General features: G+C 77.0%; 21 protein-coding genes. 9 read left to right on the top strand and 12 right to left on the bottom strand.

Going from position 1 to position 18,504, the window contains the following annotated elements:
• The first annotated feature begins 18 nt into the window (after positions 1–18).
• Entirely contained in the window at positions 19–690 is a 672-nt protein-coding gene (locus ACI79X_RS16350; RefSeq protein WP_457026472.1) for a flavin reductase family protein, read from the top strand.
• A gap of 220 nt (positions 691–910) precedes the next feature.
• On the opposite strand, the gene ACI79X_RS16345 is transcribed toward ACI79X_RS16350, so the two are convergent.
• Positions 911–1,888, bottom strand: coding sequence for a carbohydrate kinase family protein (locus tag ACI79X_RS16345; protein ID WP_457026471.1), 978 nt, complete (start codon positions 1,886–1,888; stop codon positions 911–913).
• Positions 1,889–1,991: 103 nt separating this feature from the next.
• Between ACI79X_RS16345 and ACI79X_RS16340 the strand changes: the two genes are divergently transcribed.
• Positions 1,992–2,159, top strand: a complete 168-nt coding sequence (locus ACI79X_RS16340) for a hypothetical protein (RefSeq protein WP_457026470.1) — start codon at positions 1,992–1,994, stop codon at positions 2,157–2,159.
• Here ACI79X_RS16340 and ACI79X_RS16335 read toward each other — a convergent pair.
• On the bottom strand, positions 2,156–2,839 hold the full coding sequence (locus ACI79X_RS16335; protein ID WP_457026469.1) for a CDP-alcohol phosphatidyltransferase family protein: 684 nt from the start codon (positions 2,837–2,839) through the stop codon (positions 2,156–2,158). The genes ACI79X_RS16340 and ACI79X_RS16335 overlap by 4 nt on opposite strands.
• Before the next feature lie 56 nt (positions 2,840–2,895).
• Here ACI79X_RS16335 and ACI79X_RS16330 point away from each other — a divergent pair, with 56 nt between their 5' ends.
• A complete protein-coding gene (locus tag ACI79X_RS16330; protein WP_457026468.1) occupies positions 2,896–3,705 on the top strand; it encodes a lipase family alpha/beta hydrolase in 810 nt (269 codons plus the stop codon).
• Positions 3,706–3,721: 16 nt separating this feature from the next.
• Here the strand turns inward: ACI79X_RS16330 and ACI79X_RS16325 are convergent, their stop codons facing one another.
• Genes ACI79X_RS16325 through ACI79X_RS16305 form a run of 5 tightly spaced genes read right to left on the bottom strand, consistent with a single transcriptional unit; the run spans position 3,722 to position 7,458 of the window.
• Complete coding sequence (locus tag ACI79X_RS16325) at positions 3,722–4,354, bottom strand: hypothetical protein (protein WP_457026467.1); 633 nt, start codon at positions 4,352–4,354, stop codon at positions 3,722–3,724.
• Entirely contained in the window at positions 4,351–5,205 is an 855-nt protein-coding gene (locus ACI79X_RS16320) for a hypothetical protein (RefSeq protein ID WP_457026466.1), read from the bottom strand. The genes ACI79X_RS16325 and ACI79X_RS16320 overlap by 4 nt, the downstream gene beginning before the upstream one ends.
• Entirely contained in the window at positions 5,202–6,077 is an 876-nt protein-coding gene (locus ACI79X_RS16315) for an ATP-binding cassette domain-containing protein (protein ID WP_457026465.1), read from the bottom strand. The genes ACI79X_RS16320 and ACI79X_RS16315 overlap by 4 nt, the downstream gene beginning before the upstream one ends.
• Positions 6,074–6,907, bottom strand: a complete 834-nt coding sequence (locus ACI79X_RS16310; protein ID WP_457026464.1) for a zf-HC2 domain-containing protein — start codon at positions 6,905–6,907, stop codon at positions 6,074–6,076. Before ACI79X_RS16310 ends, ACI79X_RS16315 begins: the two co-directional genes overlap by 4 nt.
• Positions 6,904–7,458 (bottom strand): RNA polymerase sigma factor, encoded by a 555-nt coding sequence (locus ACI79X_RS16305; protein ID WP_457026463.1) that lies wholly within the window; start codon positions 7,456–7,458, stop codon positions 6,904–6,906. Before ACI79X_RS16305 ends, ACI79X_RS16310 begins: the two co-directional genes overlap by 4 nt.
• 191 nt (positions 7,459–7,649) lie before the next feature.
• Here ACI79X_RS16305 and ACI79X_RS16300 point away from each other — a divergent pair, with 191 nt between their 5' ends.
• Positions 7,650–8,444: an ArsR/SmtB family transcription factor gene (locus tag ACI79X_RS16300; RefSeq protein ID WP_457026462.1), complete on the top strand. Its 795-nt coding sequence runs from the start codon at positions 7,650–7,652 to the stop codon at positions 8,442–8,444.
• Between the two features lie 25 nt (positions 8,445–8,469).
• On the opposite strand, the gene ACI79X_RS16295 is transcribed toward ACI79X_RS16300, so the two are convergent.
• On the bottom strand, positions 8,470–9,219 hold the full coding sequence (locus ACI79X_RS16295) for an SDR family oxidoreductase (RefSeq protein ID WP_457026461.1): 750 nt from the start codon (positions 9,217–9,219) through the stop codon (positions 8,470–8,472).
• A gap of 123 nt (positions 9,220–9,342) precedes the next feature.
• Between ACI79X_RS16295 and ACI79X_RS16290 the strand changes: the two genes are divergently transcribed.
• Complete coding sequence (locus tag ACI79X_RS16290; protein ID WP_457026460.1) at positions 9,343–10,182, top strand: helix-turn-helix transcriptional regulator; 840 nt, start codon at positions 9,343–9,345, stop codon at positions 10,180–10,182.
• Here the strand turns inward: ACI79X_RS16290 and ACI79X_RS16285 are convergent.
• The 3 genes from ACI79X_RS16285 to ACI79X_RS16275 are packed head-to-tail and all read right to left on the bottom strand — an operon-like array spanning position 10,172 to position 12,998.
• Positions 10,172–10,984 (bottom strand): ABC transporter permease subunit, encoded by an 813-nt coding sequence (locus tag ACI79X_RS16285; RefSeq protein WP_457026459.1) that lies wholly within the window; start codon positions 10,982–10,984, stop codon positions 10,172–10,174. The two genes, ACI79X_RS16290 and ACI79X_RS16285, sit on opposite strands and share 11 nt — an antisense overlap.
• Positions 10,981–11,889, bottom strand: a complete 909-nt coding sequence (locus tag ACI79X_RS16280; RefSeq protein WP_457026458.1) for an ABC transporter ATP-binding protein — start codon at positions 11,887–11,889, stop codon at positions 10,981–10,983. Before ACI79X_RS16280 ends, ACI79X_RS16285 begins: the two co-directional genes overlap by 4 nt.
• A 5-nt stretch (positions 11,890–11,894) precedes the next feature.
• Positions 11,895–12,998: a transcriptional regulator gene (locus tag ACI79X_RS16275; RefSeq protein WP_457026457.1), complete on the bottom strand. Its 1,104-nt coding sequence runs from the start codon at positions 12,996–12,998 to the stop codon at positions 11,895–11,897.
• Positions 12,999–13,168: 170 nt separating this feature from the next.
• Here ACI79X_RS16275 and ACI79X_RS16270 point away from each other — a divergent pair, with 170 nt between their 5' ends.
• Positions 13,169–13,810: a hypothetical protein gene (locus ACI79X_RS16270; protein WP_457026456.1), complete on the top strand. Its 642-nt coding sequence runs from the start codon at positions 13,169–13,171 to the stop codon at positions 13,808–13,810.
• A gap of 21 nt (positions 13,811–13,831) precedes the next feature.
• On the opposite strand, the gene metF is transcribed toward ACI79X_RS16270, so the two are convergent.
• Complete coding sequence (gene metF, locus ACI79X_RS16265) at positions 13,832–14,764, bottom strand: methylenetetrahydrofolate reductase [NAD(P)H] (RefSeq protein ID WP_457026455.1); 933 nt, start codon at positions 14,762–14,764, stop codon at positions 13,832–13,834.
• A gap of 168 nt (positions 14,765–14,932) precedes the next feature.
• Between metF and ACI79X_RS16260 the strand changes: the two genes are divergently transcribed.
• The 3 genes from ACI79X_RS16260 to ACI79X_RS16250 are packed head-to-tail and all read left to right on the top strand — an operon-like array spanning position 14,933 to position 18,488.
• Positions 14,933–16,069 (top strand): polyprenyl synthetase family protein, encoded by a 1,137-nt coding sequence (locus tag ACI79X_RS16260; protein ID WP_457026454.1) that lies wholly within the window; start codon positions 14,933–14,935, stop codon positions 16,067–16,069.
• Between the two features lie 2 nt (positions 16,070–16,071).
• Positions 16,072–17,562, top strand: coding sequence for a phytoene desaturase family protein (gene crtI / locus ACI79X_RS16255; protein WP_457026453.1), 1,491 nt, complete (start codon positions 16,072–16,074; stop codon positions 17,560–17,562).
• Positions 17,559–18,488 carry a phytoene/squalene synthase family protein gene (locus tag ACI79X_RS16250; RefSeq protein WP_457026452.1) on the top strand — a complete coding sequence of 310 codons (930 nt, stop codon included), beginning with the start codon at positions 17,559–17,561 and terminating at the stop codon, positions 18,486–18,488. Before crtI ends, ACI79X_RS16250 begins: the two co-directional genes overlap by 4 nt.
• The last annotated feature ends 16 nt before the right edge of the window (positions 18,489–18,504 follow it).

Raw genomic sequence — 18,504 nt, 5'->3', positions numbered from 1 at the left:
GCGGGGTGAGGATGGGGCGTGACCTCGCCCGTGGACCCGCCCGCGACCAGCCGCCCCCGCACGCCCTTCGACCCCGGGCAGATGCGCCCGTCGGACTTCTACCGGGTGATGAACTCGATCGTCGTGCCGCGGCCGATCGCGTGGGTGCTGTCCCGCTCGGCCGAGGGCGTGCACAACCTGGCGCCGCACTCCTTCTACACGGTGGCGTGCGTGCGACCGCCGGTCGTGCAGTTCACCTCGGTGGGTCGCAAGGACTCGCTGACCAACATCGAGGCGACCGGTGAGTTCACCGTGAACCTGGTGCCCGAGGAGCTCTTCGAGCAGGCGAACGCCACGGGGACCGACTTCCCGCCCGACCAGAGCGAGGCCGAGGCCGCCGGCATCCGGCTCGAGCCGAGCGAGAAGGTGGGCGCGCTGTGGGTGGCGCAGTCGCCGGTGAGCATCGAGTGCACGCTGCACTCCACGCTGCGGCTGGGCGACAGCACCGTCGTCTTCGGCCGGGTGGAGTGGGTGAGCGTGGTGAGCGACGCCGTGCGCGACGGCCGACCGCGGATCGAGGAGCTGCGGCCGCTGGCCCGCCTCGGCGGCAACGAGTGGTGCACCGTCGGCGACATCCGCACGATCCCGCGGATCCCCTACGCGACGTGGGCCGAGGACCCCTCGATCGGCGAGCAGGTCCGCGGCGGCTGAGCGGACCGGTCCCGCGAGGCCCCTGCGCGGGCCGCTGGCGATCACGGAGGACCGGTGGCGGCACGCCGTCGGCGAGCGGCGTGTCGCCACGCGAGCCCCATGATCGCGGTGGGGCCGGCTGCAACGAGGGTCCGACGGCGGCCGGGACGTCGTGGCGGGGCTCGGCGAGGGCCGGGGACGGCACCTGGCCGCGGTGCCGTCCGGGAGGACGACGAGGTGCTCAGCCCGGCAGGTGCGCGGCCACCTCGGCGGCGGCGTCGGCGCCGAACGCGTCGGCGAAGCGCTCGAGGAAGGGCTCGCGGCGCAGCTCGTACTCCTGGGTGCCGACCACCTCGACGGCCTCGGTGGCCACCGCCGAGCCGAGCTGGGTGGCCCGCTCCAGCGACAGCCCCCAGGTGCGGCCGGCGATGAACCCGGCGCGCAGCGCGTCGCCGCCGCCGGTGGGCTCGACCGGCTTGGTCTCGGGGACGGCGATGACCTCGATCGGATCGGCGTCGCGCTGCCGCACGAGCACGCCCTGGGCGGCGCGGGTGGTGACCCAGGTGCCCACCCGGCCGAGGACCTCCGCGGCGTCCCACCCGGTCTTCTGCATGAGCAGCGCCGACTCGTACTCGTTGGTGAACAGCAGGTCCGCGCCGTCGACGAGGTCGCGGATCAGGTCGCCGTCGGCCCAGGCGAGCTGCTGGCTGGGGTCGGCGGCGAAGGGGTAGCCGCGGTCGCGGCACTCCTGGGTGTGGCGGGCCATCGCCGTCGGGTCGTTGGGGCCGATGACGACGAGGTCAGGGGCGCCGACGCGCGCGCACACGGGGCCCAGCTCGATCTCGCCGGCCTCGCTCATCGCGCCCGAGTAGAAGGAGGCGATCTGGTTGTTGACCGCGTCGGTGGTGCACACGAAGCGTGCCGTGTGCTTCAGCTCCGACCAGCGGACGTCGCCGGTGTCGACGCCGTGGCGGGTGAGCCAGGCGTCGTAGTCGGCGAAGTCGTTGCCCACCGAGCCGACCAGCACGGGCGCGAGGCCGAGCAGCGCCATCCCGTAGGCCATGTTGGCGCCGGCGCCGCCGCGGTGCTGGATGAGGTCGTCGACCAGGAACGACAGGGAGACGTTCTCCATCTGCCCCTCCACGAACTGCTCGGTGAAGCGGCCGGGGAAGGTCATCAGGTGGTCGGTGGCGATGGAGCCGGTGACGACGACGGGCACGGGGGCTCCTCGGGACGGGGCGGCGGAACCCGCCCACCCTAAGAGGCGCCGCGGGGAGCCCGCCGTCCGGCGTGCAGCGCGGCGGAGCGGGTAGGTCCGTCCCATGACCGACCACACGCTCGCCACGATGGAGAAGCTGGAGCCCGGCCACGGCCAGGGCGGCATCGGTGACCACGTCGCGGTCTGCGCCTGCGGCTGGCGCACCGACGCCGAACCCGACCACCAGTCGGCGCTCGACCGGCTGACCGAGCACGCGGAGGAGCACGACTAGTCACCCAGCGCCCGGCGCAGCGAGACGCCGAGCTGGGCGGTGCCGACCAGGCCGAGCAGGGCGCCGACGGCGGCCCCGGCGGTGACCACGATCGCCGGGCCGCCGTCGACCCCGGCGGCCGCGTCCAGCCCGGTCGCGGCCACGATTCCCGCGCCGCCCACGGTGAAGCCGGTCATCGCCACCCGCGTGGGCCGCTCCCACACCGAGATCGACCCGGTCTCGGCCACCCCCGCCTGCCCCGCGCGGGCGCGCAGGTAGTCCGGCAGCCAGCACAGCGCCCCGAAGACGGCGGCCAGCCAGCCCGGCGCCCCGGCCGCCCACAGGGCCAGCGCGTAGGCGGCCTCGGTGAGCCGGTCGACGGCGGAGTCGAGGACGTAGCCGCGGCGCGAGGCCCGCCCGCCGGCGAGCGCCAGCGCCCCGTCGAGGGAGTCGAGCAGGCCCGAGAGCCCGATCAGCAGCCCGCCGGCGACCAGCCAGGCACCGCCGGCCACGGCCGGCCCGACCGCGGCCACCGCCACCAGCAGGCCGAGCGCCGTCGCGGCGAGCGGCGGGAGCCAGGACAGCGCCCGTGCCAGCGCGTAGGCCAGCGACAGCCAGCCGTGCACGAGGCGGCTCGCCGCCGGGTCGGTGCCGCCGTGCCACCGCGACCACTCGGCGAGGTACTCGTCGCGGCTCAGCACGGGCGCAGTCTGCCGGGTCCGCACCGCCCTCCGGTGGGACCGGGGACAGTGGAGCGGTGCTCGCCGGCCTCGCCCCCGCCCGCCGCCGCCTGTTGCTGACCCTCCTCGCGCTGGTCCTCGTCGCGGCGGTCGCCGTCGCCGCGCTCCTGCTCACCGGCCGGGGCGGGGACGCCGCGCCACCCGCCCCGGTGTCCCAGGACGAGCCCGGCCCCGTGCTGCTGGTCCCCGGCTACGGCGGGTCCACCGGATCGCTAGCGTCGCTGGCCGACCGGCTGACCGCCGAGGGCCGCGACGCCACCGTCGTCGCGCTGCCGGGCGAGGGCACCGGCGACCTGGCCGCCGCGGCCGAGGCGCTCGACGACGCCGCCGAGGCCGCCCTGGGTCGCACCGGCGCCGGGAGCGTCGACGTCGTCGGCTACTCCGCCGGCGGGGTGGTCGCCCGGCTGTGGGCGGCCGACGGCGGGGCGGAGCGGGCGCGCCGGATCGTGACGCTCGGGTCGCCGCACCACGGCACGCGGCTGGCCGACCTGGCCCTCTCCGTCGCCCCGGAGCAGTGCCCGGTGGCGTGCCGGCAGCTGGCCACCGACAGCGAGTTGCTGGCCGACCTGAACGAGGGCGACGAGACGCCGGAGGGCCCCACCTGGGTATCGATCTGGACGGCGCAGGACCAGACGGTGACGCCGCCGGAGTCCGCCCGCCTCGAGGGTGCCCTGGAGCTCGAGGTCCAGTCGGTGTGCGCGCAGGCGCAGGTCGGCCACGGGCAACTGCCCCGCGACCCGCTGGTGCAGGCGATGGTGCTGGCCGAACTCGCGGCCGGCGACCCGGTGCCCCTGGGCCCCGGCGACTGCGCTCGTCTGGGCGGCTGAGGACCGCCCGCCACGATCAGGCGACCTGGTCCCGGGGCGTCCTGGCCCACCGCCGACGCCGGGCCAGGACGCGCGGGGGTGAGCCAGGACGCCGCGGCCAGGCGCCCCCGCCCGTCGCGAGGGCCACGACCAGCGCGCCGGCGAGCGCGGCGACCGCCCACGCGACCGCACCCCCCGGCGGCATCGGCACCGCCGCCGGGTCGAACACCAGCAGGGCGAGCAGCAGGCCGCCGGCTCCCGCCGCGACCGCCTCCCCCGGCTCGGCGACGCCGGCGCGGCGCAGCACCGCCGCGGCCGCGAGCGTCAGCGCCAGCACGCCCGCCCCGTTGACCAGCAGGGCGCCGACCGCGGTGCCGGGCGCCCGCGCGGACACCGCCGCCACCCCCGCCGCCCAGACGCCGCCGGGCGCGGCGAGCGCGGCCAGGCGCCCGGCGGTGCGCCGGCGGAGGGAGGACGGCGCGGCGTCGGCCGCTGCCGCCGCCGGCTCGTCGAGCACGAACGCCGCCGCGACGGCCGGCGGCACCAGGGCCAGGTGCAGCCAGGCGTAGGGCGGGCCGTCCGTCGCGGCGAGCACGCAGCCGGCCAGCAGCACTGCGCCCACGGCGGAGGCACCGCCCACCGCGACCGGGTCGACGCCCCGCAGGCTCACAGGAACACCCGCGTGGGGTCCGCCGCGGAGGCCAGACCGAGGCAGCCCACCGCGACGACGGCCAGGACGGCGAGCACCCGCCACAGCCGCGTCCGCCGGGCGCCGGTCGCCTCGTGCGCCATGGCCGCGGTCGCCGCCAGCCCGCACAACGCCACCTGGTAGGCGACGTACCACCAGGGCGACCCGCCGGCCAGCCACGCGGGCGCGTCCGGGCCGTCCGCCGAGGTCCACGTGGTGAACGGCGCGTTGAGGTGGACGAGCGTGCCCCACCGGGTGGCCCCCATCATGAGGCCGGCCGTGCAGGCGAGCGCCCAGCCGGTCAGCACGACAGCGGCGACGAGCCCGGCGCCGGGGAAGCGCGTCCAGCGGCCGACGAGGACGCCGACCAGCGGGCCGCCCACCGTCGCGACCACCCCGGTCGCGAGCATCCCGGCCTGCCGGGCCCAGCCGATCGCGGCCGGCAGGTCGGCCGCCGCCAGCGCGAGCGCCACCCAGACCGCCCACGCCAGGGCCACCGCACCCGGGACCAGGCAGGCGAGGGCGAGCGCCGCCGTGCGCAGGACGCCGTCGGCCGGCGCCGCCCGGACCGCGTCCCCCGGGCGTGACGTCGACCGGGTCAGCGAGTGGCCGACGAGGACGCCGGCGAGGCCGAGGCAGGCGGCGGGGACGACGGCCAGATCACCGCCGGCGTCGTCGAGGTCGCCGAGGGAGGTCACGGTGGCCCAGACCAGCAGGGCCACGCCGACGAGGAACACCGGGGCGCGGGCGTAGCGGCGCGCCTCGGCGAGGGCCAGGCTCCGCAGGGTCGCGCCCCGGGTCGACGGCGCGGGCCGGGCCAGCACGGCGCTCACGCCGCCACCCCCGTCGTCCGCGCGCGCTCGCCCAGCAGCAGCAGGTAGGCGTCCTCGAGCGTCGGCTCGGCCGGTTCGGCGCCGGGCGGGGCGGCCTCCCCGACGACACGGTGGCGGCCGGTGCCGGTCCGCCAGGAGGCGCGGGCGGCGGGATCCGGTGCGTCCGCCAGCCAGACCCGGCCCGCGGCCGTGGCCACCAGGTCGGCGACCGCGCCGTCGAAACGCACCCGGCCGCCGTCGAGCACGACGACGCGGTCGCAGAGCGCGGCGACGTCCTCGGTCTGGTGGGTCGACAGCAGGACGGTGGAGCGCTCCCCCGCGCGGGACAGCACCTGACGCAGGGTCACGCGCTGCCCGGGGTCCACGCCGGTGGTCGGCTCGTCCAGGAGCAGCAGGTCGGGATCGCCGAGCAGGGCCTGCGCCAGGCCCAGCCGGCGCCGCTGGCCGCCGGAGAGCACGGAGACCCGCCGGGCCGCCACGCCGTCGAGGTCGACCAGCTCCAGCACGCGACGGACCTCGGCGTGCCGGGCGGCCCGGTCAGTCCACTCCTTGAGGACGGCCATGTAGTCGACGAAGCCGAACCCGGTGAAACCGCGCGGGTGGCCCATCTCCTGCGGCAGGTAGCCCAGCCGGCGGCGGACCGCGGCCAGCTGCTCGGGCCCGGCCGGCCGGGCGCCGAGCAGCACGACGTCGCCGGCGTCGGGGGCCAGCACGGTGGCCGTGATCCGCAGCAGCGTCGTCTTGCCCGCCCCGTTGGGCCCGAGCAGGCCAGTGATGCCGGGCCCGAGCGTCAGGTGGACGTCGTCGAGGGCGGCGGTGCCCCGGAAGCGCTTGGTGACGCCGGTCAGCGCGACGGTCGGCACGACGGTCATGACGGACTCCCCGGGGTGGTGAGGGAACGGGACCGGAGGACGAGCACGAGCAGCGCCAAGCAGCCGAGGACGGCGTAGGCGACGAGGAGGGCCGGCGCGAGGACGGCGGTGGGGTCGGCGGCCCGGGACGCCGAGGTCACCGCGGCGGTCCAGCCGGCACCGAGGGCGGCGGCGGTGACGGTCGGCCGCACCCAGGTCGAGGCGGCCAGCAGCGCCGCAGTGAGGGACAGGGCCGGCAGCAGCCACGCGACCGCCGTCCAGGACAGGGCCGGGACGAGCAGGGCTGCGACCAGCACCGGCGGCAGGGAGGCGGCCAGGACAGCGGCTGTGCGGAGGAGCAGCAGGCGGGTGGCGGGGTACGGCGTCGCCAGCGCCGCCTCGTGGGAGGGGTCGGCGTCGGGGCCGTAGGCGAACGCGACGCCCGCGACCGGGACGAGCGGCGCCACGAGGAGGAAGAAGGTGAGCCCGCGGTCGCCGCCGTAGGCGGCCCCGAGGCCGACGAAGACCAGCGTCACGACCAGGCCCACCAGCCAGGAGGTGCGCAGCGACGGCGCGGTGGCGACGAGGAGGGCGTCGGAGGCGGGGACGCCGAGGCGGACCAGCAGCCGCTCCAGCCGGCGCGGGCGCCCGGCGACCGCCTCGTCTCGCACCCGCTCCCAGGCCGCGTCCAGCAGCGGCACCGGCACGTGCGCGGCGATGCGGTCCCGGCAGGACGCACAGCGCAGCAGGTGCTGCTCCAGCGAGGCCGCTGCCACCGGGCCGGCGTCCCCTCGCACGTAGCGGGACAGCAGGTCCTCGTCGGCGTGCCACCCGCCGGTCGATGTGCTCATGCCAGGCCTCCGGCCAGTTCTCGACGCAGGTGTGCCTTCGCGCGGTGCAGACGCGTCTTGACGGTGGCGGCGGGGATGCCGAGCAGCCGGGCGGCCTGCCGGGTGGACAGCCCGTCGAGCACGGTCGCCTGCACAACGGCACGCATCTCCGGTGAGAGCCGCAGCAGGGCCGAGCCCAGGTCGCCGTACTCCACGCCGAGCAACGCGACCTCCTCGGCGCTCGGTGCGGTCCCCGGGTCGGCCTCCTCCTCCAGCGGCAGGACCACCGCGGTCCGCCGCCCGCGCAGCCGCGACACCAGCCGGCGGACGGCGATGCCCCAGAGCCAGGCCGCGACCTCGCCGTCGCCGCGCCAGCGCTCGGCGCCCCGCCACAGCGCGAGGAAGCTGTCCTGGAGCACGTCGGCGACGACGTCCGGGTCGTTGCACCGGCGCAGGAGGCGTGCCGACAGCCACGGCGCGTGCCGCTCGTACAGCCGGCGCATGGCCGCGAGGTCGCCGTCCGCCAGAGCGGCCAGCAGGGCGGCGTCCTCGTCCGCCGGTCCGGCTCGCATGCCAGGACTGTCGCAGTGCGACACCCGGATGGTTCCCGTCCCGGACGTGGGATCCCGGGTGGGTCGCCCGCACCGGTCGCGGTGACCGGACCGTCGGGCGTCCCGCCACGGGAGAGGGGTCCCAGGAGAGGGGGCGGGAGAACGCGACGCACCCTCCGGCCCACCGTTGACTCATGCAGGTGGATGCCTGCATGATGCTGCTCGTGGACGCACCCGACGTCGACGCGGTCTTCCGGGCGCTGGCCGACCGCACCAGGCGGGTGCTCCTCGACCGGCTGCGCGAGCAGGACGGGCAGACCCTCGGCGAGCTGTGCGCGCGGCTCGGCATGGCCCGGCAGTCGGCCACCCAGCACCTCGACGTGCTCGTCCGCGCGGGCCTGGTCACCGTCGTCCGCCGCGGCCGTGAGCGCCTGCACTTCCTCAACCCCGCGGCGATCTCCGAGATCGGGGAGCGCTGGATCGCCTCGTTCGACCGGCCGCGCCTGCAGGCGCTGGCCGCCATCCGCGACGCTGCAGAGGAGTTCGCCGTGCCCGAGGGCATCCCCACCTACGTCTACGTCACCTACGTCCGCGCCACCGCCGAGCAGGTGTGGCAGGCGCTCACCGACGCCGACCTCACCGCCCGCTACTGGGGCCACGCCAACGTCTCCGACTGGGCGCCGGGAAGCCGGTGGGAGCACCGGCGCACCGACGGCTCCGGGGTCGCCGACGCCGGCGGCCGGGTGCTGGAGGCCGATCCCCCGCGCCGGCTGGTGATGACCTTCGGCGGGCCCGAGGAGGCGCCCGGCGACTCGCGCGTCACCTTCCTCGTCGAGCAGGGCGAGGGCATCGTCCGGCTCACCGTCACCCACGAGGACCTGCCCGACGAGCAGGGGCTGCGCGACGTCTCGCAGGGCTGGCCCGCGGTGCTCGCCAACCTCAAGTCGCTGCTGGAGACCGGCGAGGTGCTGCCCGCGGCGCCGTGGGAGATGCCGGCGCGGACCTGACCACGGCCCGCCCGGGCGGGCGCCGTCAGTGCGTCCGCGAGCTGAGCTGCTCCAGCACCTCGCCATGGGTGCCCCGGACCTCGGCCCAGCGGAGGAACTCGACCTCCGGGACGCGGACCTCCGTGGCGTCGGGCTCCTCGCGCAGCACCCGCATCACGCCGTCGAGGTAGTCCTCGAGCGGCATCCCGGCGCCGGCGGCGTCCTGGCCCATCAGCGACGTCCGCACCGCGGGCGGGACGAGCTCGAGGACCTGTACGGGGCTGCCGGCCAGCTGCACCCGCAGGCTCTGGGTCCAGGAGTGGACCGCCGCCTTCGTCGCGCTGTAGGTCGGCGTGGCCGGCAGCGGCACGAAGGCCAGCCCGGAGGACACCGTGACGACGGCGGCCGACGGGCGCCCCAGCAGGTGCGGCAGGAACGCCGACACCAGCCGCACGGGGCCGAGCAGGTTGGTGGTGACCGTCGCCTCGGCGACGGCGAGGTGCGCGGGGTCGCGCAGGTCCTCGGGCTGCATGATCCCGGCCATCGTGACCAGGACGTCGAGGTCCGGGTACGCCGCTGTCACCTCGGCGGCGCACGCGGCGATCGACCCGGGGTCGGTGACGTCGAGCACCGCCGTCCCGGTGCCGGGGTGCTCCCGGGCGATGCGGTCGAGCTCCTCGCGGCGCCGGCCGGCGACGACGACGGTGCTGCCGGCCGCCTGCAGCCGCAGCGCCAGCCCCAGGCCGATGCCCGACGTGCCTCCGGCGACGAGCACGGTCTTCCCGCTGGTGTCCATGGGTCCTCCTCGTTCGGTGTGGTCCCCCCACGCTGCGGCAGCCCGGCGCGGCGCGGCAGAGAGCGCCTGTCGGGGGACCGGCGGTCCCTGGATGAGGGCGCTGGCGGCGATGAGGATGGCCGCGTGGACCGTGCCCTGCTCGCCGACTTCCTCCGCCGCCGACGGGAGGCACTGCGCCCGGCCGACGTCGGCCTGCTCGCCGGTCCGCGCCGGCGGACGAACGGCCTGCGCCGCGAGGAGGTCGCCGCGCTCGTGGGGATGTCGGCGGACTACTGGACCCGGCTGGAGCAGCAGCGCGGCCCGCAGCCCTCGGAGCAGATGCTGACCGCCATCGCCCGCGCGCTGCGGCTGACCCTCGACGAACGCGATCACCTGTTCCGCCTCGCCGGTCACTCCGCGCCGCTGCGGGTCCGCCGCTCCGAGCACGTGGCACCGGCGCTGCAGCGCGTCTTCGACCGGCTGGCCGACACCCCGGCGCTCGTGCTGTCCGACCTCGGCGACACCCTCCTGCAGAACCGCGTCGCGACCGCCCTGCTCGGCGACGAGACCCGGTTCACCGGCCTGGCCCGCAGCGCGTTCTACCGCTGGTTCACCGACCCGGCGGCGCGCAGCCGCTACCCCGAGCGCGACCACGCCCACCAGAGCCGGCTGCAGGCGGCGGGCCTGCGGGCGGCGCTCAGCGCGGGTGGCACCGACCCGCGCGCGGCCGAGATCGTGCGCCGCCTGCTGGCCGCCAGCCCCGAGTTCGCCGTCGTCTGGGAGCAGCACGAGGTCGCCCGCCGCTTCGACGACTCCAAGACGCTGGTGCACCCCGAGCTCGGTGAGATCGACGTCGACTGCCAGGCGCTGTTCACCGAGAACCAGGCGCAGGTCCTGCTGGTGCTCACCGCGCCGCCGGGCAGCGGGAGCGCCGAGAAGCTCGCCCTCCTGTCGGTGATCGGCGAGCAGACGTTCAGCTCGTGACGTCCTTGGTCGTGAAGTTCGCCCACGCCGCGGTGAGCAGCACGCCGACGTAGACGCCCTGCAGCGCCAGCCCCCGGACGACGTCGCGCCACAGCACCGGGTCGCGGAACAGGTCGACGAAGGCCAGCCAGTACCGCGTGGGCAGGTAGGGCGCGATCGGCGAGGCGGCGTCGAGGGTGAACAGCAGCGACGACGTCACCAACACCGCCAGCGCGCCGAGCGCCGCGGCCAGCGGCGAGTCGGTGAGCGTGGAGAAGAAGAGGCCGAAGGCGGCGACGCCGAGCATCGACACCGCCACGTAGCCGATCGCCATCAGCGTGCGCACCGCCAGCTCCTCCGGCGTCAGGGAGGTGCCCGACACCGACGTGCCGCCCGCCACCGGCCGGGCGTCGAACAGCAGCGTGCCCACCAGGTAGCCGACGGCGGCCACCACCACGACCGTGACGACGACGAACGCCAGCACCGCGACCAGCTTCGCCACGAGCAGCCGGGTGCGCCCGGCCGGGCGGGCGAGCAGGTAGCGCAGCGTCCCGGCCTGCGCCTCCCCCGCGACCGCGTCGCCGGCGACCACCGCCACGGCGATCGGCAGGAACAGCGGCAGCACGATGGCCAGCGCGGCCAGGGGGTAGAGCTGGCCGTTGGTCAGCACGGCCGACAGGAACGGCGGGCCCTCCCCCGGCCGCGGCGCCAGGTCGGTGAGCCGCAGCAGCACCGCCACGAGCACCGGCAGGGCGTTGAGGACGGCGATGGTGACCCAGGTGCGCGGCCGGCCGAAGGTCTTGCGCAGCTCGACGCCGATCACGCCCGCTCCACCCGGTCGGCGCTGGTGCCCGCCGCGGCGAGCACGACCTCCTCGAGCCCGGGCCGCTGCAGCGCCAGGCCGCGCACGGGCACGCCCGCCCCGACGAGCAGCGCGTTGACCTCCGCGGGGTCGGCGCCGCGCACCACCACGCGCCCGCCGTCGGTCGACAGCACCCGCCCGTCGAGGACGGCGCGCACCCGCTCGGGCGCCGGGGTGTCGACGACGGTGGCGCCGGTGGGCGCGGTGAGGTGCGCCATGTCGTCCTGCAGCACGAGGCGGCCGCGGTCGAGCACGCCGACCCGGCTGCACAGTTGCTCCACCTCGGCCAGCAGGTGGCTGGACAGGAACACCGTCGTCCCGCCGCGGTGCAGCTCCAGCAGCAGCTCCCGGACCTCGGAGATGCCCTGCGGGTCCAGGCCGTTGGTGGGCTCGTCGAGGACCAGCAGCTCGGGGCGGCGCAGCAGCGCCCCGGCGAGGCCCAGCCGCTGGCGCATGCCGAGCGAGTAGGCGCCGACCTTCCGCCGTCCCACGCCGCCGAGCCCGACCTGGTCGAGCACCTCGGCGATCCGCCGCTTCCGCGTGCGCCGGGACCCGCCCGGGCCGGCGGCGTCGAGCAGCGCCAGGTTGGCCGCGCCGGACAGGTGCCGGTGGTGCGCGGGGCCCTCGATGAGCGCGCCCACCCGCGGCAGCACCCGCCGGCCCGCCCGCGGCATCCGCTCCCCGAACAGCTCCACCTCGCCGCGGGTGGGCAGCACCAGGCCGAGCAGCATGCGCACCGTCGTCGTCTTGCCCGAGCCGTTGGCCCCGAGGAAGCCGTAGACGTCGCCGGCGCGCACGTCCAGGCCGATCCCGTCGACGGCGCGGACGCGGCCGTACTGCTTGACCAGGCCTCGCGTGAGCACCACCGAGCTCACGACGGCGCCCCGGTCAGGACGGCGGCGGCGTCGGCGAGCGCGTCGAGGTCGACGGTGCCGGTGAGCAGGAAGGTCCCCGCACCCGGCGCGTCCACGACCATGAGGCCGAGCGGGCCGGCGGCGATCCGGGTGCCGCGCTCGTCGCGGACGGCGTCCGGCGCGGCGGCCAGCGCGGAGCGGACGCCCGCGGCCAGCCGGCCCGGCACCGGCGCGACGGCGAGCAGGGTGACCCCCCGGCCGTACAGGCCCACCGCCTCCGGCGCCCCCTCCAGCGTGCGGCGCGGCAGCCCGGCCAGCTCGGCGGGCAGGCGGCCCGGCGACAGCGCCCGGTCGGCGGCCTCCCGCAGCAGCCCGCCGGGGTCCTCCCCCTGCCGGACGCGGGCGCCCGGCGGCGGGGAGAAGGCGACGACGCCGGCCGGCGGCACCGCCAGGTCCAGGTCGAGGAACCGGGTGTCGAGCGCCGGCGTCGCCGCGCCCTCGGCGAGGACCTCCACGGCCAGCGGCAGGCCGGTCGCCGCGTCGGCCCAGACGTCCACCCGGGCCACCGACGACGCCGCCGCGGCCGGGACCAGGCGCAGGCCCAGCGCGTCGCGGCCGGCCACCCGGCGGGCGCCGATGCGCGACAGCTCGCCGTCGTCGGCCTCCGACAGCAGCCGCCGGCCCAGGCTCGCGGGCACGAGGTCGGGCGGGGCGGGCAGGGTGAGCGGCGCGGGACCGGTGCGCTCGGCGGTCGCCGACTCGTACTCCCACGTCCAGGTGCCGGCCGGGTCGGCGTGCACGCCGGTCTCCCCCGCCGCGCTCACGACGTCGACCCGGTGCTCGTCCTCGCCGCGCCACCACACGCGCAGCTGCACCCGGTCGCTGAGCAGGTCGGCGACGGCGGGCAGCTGGTCGCTCACCGGCAGGCTCAGCCCGCCGGCCGACACCGCGTACCCGGAGAACCCGACGCCGGCGCTGGCCAGCACGGCGTCGCGCAGGTCGGCGGGGGCGACGTCGGCGTCCTCGGCGGGCAGCGCCGCGACGACCGCCGGCAGCGCGCACAGGGCGGCGACGAGCGCGGCGACCACCGCCCACCGGCGGGCCCGCCCGTGCCCCGACATGCGCGCCACGCTACGAGCGGCCCGCAACCCGACGTCGGGACCACCGCCGCGTGACCACCGCACGCGCAGGGCGGTCGAGCGGGGCCCGGGACGACCGTGGACGCGTGCTGATCACGCCACCGCCACGAGCGCGGGCGTGAGCCGGGCGCACCGCCGGGTATGCGCACCGCATGGCCCCTCCCCTCAGCGATGCCGTCGTCGTCGACGTCCTGCGCCGGCTCGACCGGCTCACCGCGCCGCTGGTGACCCGGCTCGGCCGCCCGCCGCAGCTGCCGGCCGCCGAGCGCGACGACTGGTGGGCCGACCGGGCCTCGCGGGTGGCCGCCGCCGCGAGCGGCCTGCCGCGGCTGGCCGGGCGGCTCGCCGACCTGCTGCCGCTGCAGAACACCGTCGGCACCGCCGTGCAGTCGCTGGTGGTCCTCGGGGTCGCCGGTGAGCACGGCGTCACCGACCCGGCCGAGCGGGTGTCGCTGCTCGCGCGGGTGCTGCTCGCCCGCGACCTGCCGCCGGACCGGGTGCGCCCGCTGCTCGAGCGGGTGCGCGGCGCCTACACCGAGACCGCGTTCGGCGCCCGGGAGGACCGCGTGGGCCTCTCCGGCGCGGCGCGCACCATCTGGCGGGCCGCCCGCCTGCTCGGCCGGATCGACGAGGCGCTCGACGCCCGCCCGAAGGGGCGCCTGGGGGCGCGGGCGCTCGCCAACCTGCCCGTCGTCGGCGTGCTCGGCGGGTACGCCGCGGAGCGGGAGGCCCTGCGGAAGGCGGCGCGGATGACCGCCGACCTGCTCGGCCCCGCCCGCCCGGTGACCGTCTAGGCCGGCGTCAGCGCACGGAGCTCAGGACACGCCCGCCAGCGTCGAGGGCACCGAGGTCCCGGTGGCCGGGTCGGTGAGGTTGAGGAACACCTCGCGCGTCGCCGTCGACCGGTTCATGGTGATGAAGTGGATGCCGGGCACGCCCTCGTCCAGCAGCCGACGGCACATCGCCGTCGCCACCTCGACGCCGTAGGCGCGCACCGCCGCCTTGTGCCGCGGGGTGTCGCCGTCGAGCTCGGCGAAGCGGGCGGCCAGCTCCTCGGGGAACGCCTGCCCCGACAGCTGGACGATCCGGGTGATCTGCCGGGCGTTGGTCACCGGCATGACGCCCGCGATGACCGGGACGTCGCAGCCCTCGGCGGCCACCCGGTCGCGCAGCCGCAGGTAGTCCTCGACGCGGAAGAACATCTGCGTGATGGCGAAGTCCGCGCCGGCGCGGCACTTGCGCACGAACATCTCGACGTCGGTGTCGAGGTCCGGCGAGCGCGGGTGCCGCTCGGGGAAGGCCGCGACGCCCACGGAGAAGTCGCCCATCGAACGGATCAGCTCCACCAGCTCCGCGGCGTACTCCAGGCCCTCGGGGTGCTTGACCCACTCGGCCTGCGGGTCGGCGCCCGGCGGGTCGCCGCGCAGCGCCAGCACGTTGCGCACGCCCGCGGCGGCCAGCCGGCTGACCACGTGCCGGAGCTCGGCGACGGAGTGGTCGACGGCGGTGAGGTGGGCCAGCGGGGTCATGGTCGTCTCGGCGGCGATCCGCTCGGTGACCGCGACGGTGCCCTCGCGGGTGGACCCGCCGGCGCCGTAGGTCACGGAGACGAACGACGGCTGCAGCCGCTCCAGCTGCCGCAGGGCGGTCCACAGCTGGGCCTCGCCCTCGGGCGTCTTCGCGGGGAAGAACTCGAAGGACCAGGTCGGTCGCGAGGAGGCGAGCAGCTCTCGGACGCTTGCGGTCACGGTGTCCGAGGGTACGTGCGGCACCGCCGGCGTCCCTGCATCCGCCCGGCCGCCCCGAGCGGAAGGACCCCCGACGGCGACGGCACGACGGCGAGGAGGGCCCCCGTGAGCAAGGTCCATCGGCACCTGGACGGGACGCGCACGACTTCATGGGGCGATACTGGCCGCGTGATCACCGGCGCGGCTGAGCAGCACGGATCCGTCGTCCGGGCGCTGCCGACGCCCCTCGCAGCCGCTGACCTGGGCCGCATCCGCGGCGCGGTGTCGGCCGCGCTGACCGGTTTCCTGGAGGAGCAGCGGGCCACGCTCTCGGCGATGGACCCGTCGCTGACGCCCGTCGTCGACGAGGTCTGCGCGCTCGCCGACGGCGGCAAGCGGCTGCGCCCGTCGTTCGCCTACTGGGGCTGGCGCGGGGTCACCGAGGACGTCACCGGCCCCCCGGAGGACGACGCCGCGGTGCTGCGCGCCGTCGCCGCCCTGGAGTTCGTGCACGCCAGCGCCCTGGTCCACGACGACGTCATGGACGGCGCGCTCACCCGCCGCGGGCGCCCGGCCACCCACGTCGGCTTCGCCTCCCGGCACGGCGACGACGGCCTGTCCGGCGACGGCACCACCTTCGGCGTCGGCGCGGCGATCCTCGTCGGTGACCTGGCCCTCGTGTGGTCCGACGAGCTGCTCCGCCGCTCCGGCATCTCCGCGCCCGCCCTCGCCCGCGCCCGGTCGGTGTGGGACACGATGCGCACCGAGGTCACCGCCGGGCAGTACCTCGACCTGCTGCGCGCCGCCGGCGGCCTGCCCGGCGCCCAGGGCGCGCTCACCGTCGCCCGGTACAAGAGCGCCGGCTACACCGTGCAGCGCCCGCTGCAGCTCGGCGCCGCCATCGCCGGCGCCGGCCCGCGCGCCGCCGACGTCTACACCTCCATCGGCCTGCCGCTGGGCGAGGCGTTCCAGCTGCGCGACGACGTCCTCGGCGTGTTCGGCGACCCGGCGGTCACCGGCAAGTCCGCCGACGACGACCTGCGCGAGGGCAAGCAGACGCTGCTCGTGGCCCTCGCCGAGGAGGCGGCCGACGACGCCGGCCGCCGGCTGCTCGCGGAGTCCCTGGGGGACCCGACCGCCGGCGAGGAGCAGTTCGCCGCGCTGCGGGAGCTCATCGAGGACACCGGCGCCCGCGCCCGGGTGGAGGAGCGGATCGCCGAGCGCACCGCCACCGCCCGCGCCGCGATCGCCGACGCCCCCATCGCCGAGGAGGCCCGCGCCGCCCTCGACGCGCTCGCCGTCGCCGCCACCACCCGGACCGCCTGAGCGTGCGCACCGTCCCCGGGGCCACCGACCGGGTGGTCGTCGTCGGCGCCGGCCTCGCGGGCCTGGCCACCGCCCTGCGGCTGCGCGGCGCCGGCCGCGAGGTGACCGTCGTCGAGCGCGGCGACGGCCCGGGCGGCCGGGCCGGTGTGGTGCGGCGCGACGGCTACGTGCTCGACACCGGCCCGTCGGTGTTCACCGCCCCCGAGCTGGTCGCCGACACCCTGGCCGCCGTCGGCGAGGAGCTGGAGGACCGCCTCGAGCTGGTGCCGCTGGAGACCACCTACCGCGCGCAGTTCGCCGACGGCTCGCACCTGGACGTGCACGCCGACGTCGACCGGTTCGCCGCCGAGGTGGAGGCGCTGGCCGGCCCGGCCGAGGCGGCCGCCCTGCGCCGCTACCTCGCCGACCTCGCCGAGCTGTACCGGCTGCAGCTGGACACCTTCATCGACCGCAACCTCGACACCCCGCTGGACCTGCTCGGCCCCGAGCTGTGGGCGCTGGTCCGGCGCGGCGGTTTCGGCCGGCTGTCCTCGCACGTCGCGCGGTTCTTCGACGACGACCGGTTGCGGCGGCTGTTCAGCTTCCAGGCGCTCTACGCCGGGGTGTCGCCGTTCCGCGCGATCGCCGCCTACGCCGTCATCGCCCAGCTCGACATCGGCGCCGGCGTCTGGCACCCGGTCGGCGGGATCGGCGCGGTGCCGCGCGCGATGGCCGCCGCCGCGGCCGACGCCGGGGTGGTGTTCCGCTACGGCGCGACCGTCGAGGAGCTCGAGCTGCGCGGGCGGCGGGTCACCGGCGTGTGCCTCGCGGGCGGCGAGCGGCTGCCCGCCGACGCCGTCGTCGTCACCACCGACGTGCCCGAGCGGCTGGTGCCCGGCTTCTCCCGCCGCCGCCGGCCCACCTACTCGCCGTCGTGCGTGACCCTGCACCTCGGCGTGCGCAGCGAGCTCCCGGGCCAGGCGCACCACACGATCAGCTTCGGCGCGGCCTGGCAGCAGGTGTTCGACGAGCTCACCCGCGACGGCCGGCCGATGAGCGACCCGAGCCTGCTGGTGAGCATGCCCTCGCGCAGCGACCGGTCGCTGGCGCCCGACGGCGGGCAGGTGCTCAGCGTCGTGGCGCCCGCGCCGAACCTCGACCCGCACTCCGGCGGCAACCCCGGCATCGACTGGGACGCCCTCGCCCCCCGCTACCGCGAGGAGGTGCTGGCCACACTGGAGGCCCGCGGCTGGACCGGGATCCCCGACGCGATCGAGGTGGAGCACGTGGACACCCCGCTGACCTGGGCGCGGCAGGGCATGGCGGCCGGCACGCCGTTCGCCCTCGCGCACACCTTCGGCCAGACCGGCCCGTTCCGGACGCCGACGCTGCCCCGCCGCGGCCCGGAGAACGTGGTGCTGGCCGGCTCCTCGGTGCAGCCCGGCGTGGGTGTGCCGATGGTGGTCATCTCCGGCCGGCTGGCCGCCGAGCGGATCACCGGGCCGCTCCGGTGACCGCCACCGAGCGGCCGCTCACCATGGCCGAGCGGCAGGAACGCCTCGACGCCGCCTACCGGTACTGCGCGGCGGTCAACGCCGAGCACGGCAAGAGCTACCACCTGGCCACCCGGTTGCTCACCGCGGACCGCCGCCCGGCGATCCACGCGCTCTACGCCGCCGCCCGCACCGCCGACGACCTCGTCGACCACCCGGGCGCCGACCCCGAGCGCGACCTCGCCGAGTGGTCGCGGGCGCTGCTCGACGAGCTGGAGGCCGGCTGGTCCGACGACCCGGTGCGGCTGGCCACGGTGCACACCTACCGGCGGTACCGGATCCCCGTCGAGCACCTCGTCGACTTCCTCGCCGCGATGACCAGCGACCTCACCGTCACCGGCTACGCCGACATCGCCGCGCTCGACCGGTACATGTGGGGCTCGGCGTCGGTGATCGGCCTGCAGGTGCTGCCGGTGCTCGGCACCGCGCCCGGCGTCACCCGGGAGGAGGCCGCGCCGCACGCCATCGCGCTCGGCGAGGCGTTCCAGCTGACCAACTTCCTGCGCGACGTCGCCGAGGACGCCGACCGCGGCCGCGTCTACCTGCCGGCCGACGTCATGGCCGCCCACGGGGTGACCCGCGAGCAGATCGAGGCCAAGCGGTACGACGCCCGCTTCCGCGCCCTGATGCAGGAGATGGTGGCGATCGTCCGCCGCCGGTACGACGACGCCGCCCCGGGGACGCCGATGCTCGCGCCGGAGTCCCGCGACTGCGTGCGCGCGGCCACGGCGCTCTACGGCGGCATCCTCACCGAGATCGAGCGCGCCGACCACCGGGTCCTCGACCGCCGGGTGACGGTGTCCAAGCCGCGCCGCCTGGGCGTCTTCGCCCGCCGCCTGGCGAGCGCCCAGGCGGTGCGCCTCAGGACGCGGGCCCGGCGGGTGTAGGAAGCGACACGCACGT

It is taken from the genome of Geodermatophilus sp. SYSU D01119, assembly GCF_054049975.1.
This window is presented reverse-complemented; position numbering and strand designations above follow the sequence as displayed.

Bases quoted from the DNA above. Each gene is read 5' to 3' on its own strand.
- ACI79X_RS16270 (WP_457026456.1), top strand. From the start codon at position 13,169: ATGGCCCCTCCCCTCAGCGATGCCGTCGTCGTCGACGTCCTGCGCCGG.
- ACI79X_RS16300 (WP_457026462.1), top strand. From the start codon at position 7,650: ATGATGCTGCTCGTGGACGCACCCGACGTCGACGCGGTCTTCCGGGCG.
- ACI79X_RS16305 (WP_457026463.1), bottom strand. From the start codon at position 7,458: ATGCGAGCCGGACCGGCGGACGAGGACGCCGCCCTGCTGGCCGCTCTG.
- ACI79X_RS16315 (WP_457026465.1), bottom strand. From the start codon at position 6,077: ATGACCGTCGTGCCGACCGTCGCGCTGACCGGCGTCACCAAGCGCTTC.
- ACI79X_RS16295 (WP_457026461.1), bottom strand. From the start codon at position 9,219: ATGGACACCAGCGGGAAGACCGTGCTCGTCGCCGGAGGCACGTCGGGC.
- ACI79X_RS16340 (WP_457026470.1), top strand. From the start codon at position 1,992: ATGACCGACCACACGCTCGCCACGATGGAGAAGCTGGAGCCCGGCCAC.
- ACI79X_RS16310 (WP_457026464.1), bottom strand. From the start codon at position 6,907: ATGAGCACATCGACCGGCGGGTGGCACGCCGACGAGGACCTGCTGTCC.
- ACI79X_RS16275 (WP_457026457.1), bottom strand. From the start codon at position 12,998: ATGTCGGGGCACGGGCGGGCCCGCCGGTGGGCGGTGGTCGCCGCGCTC.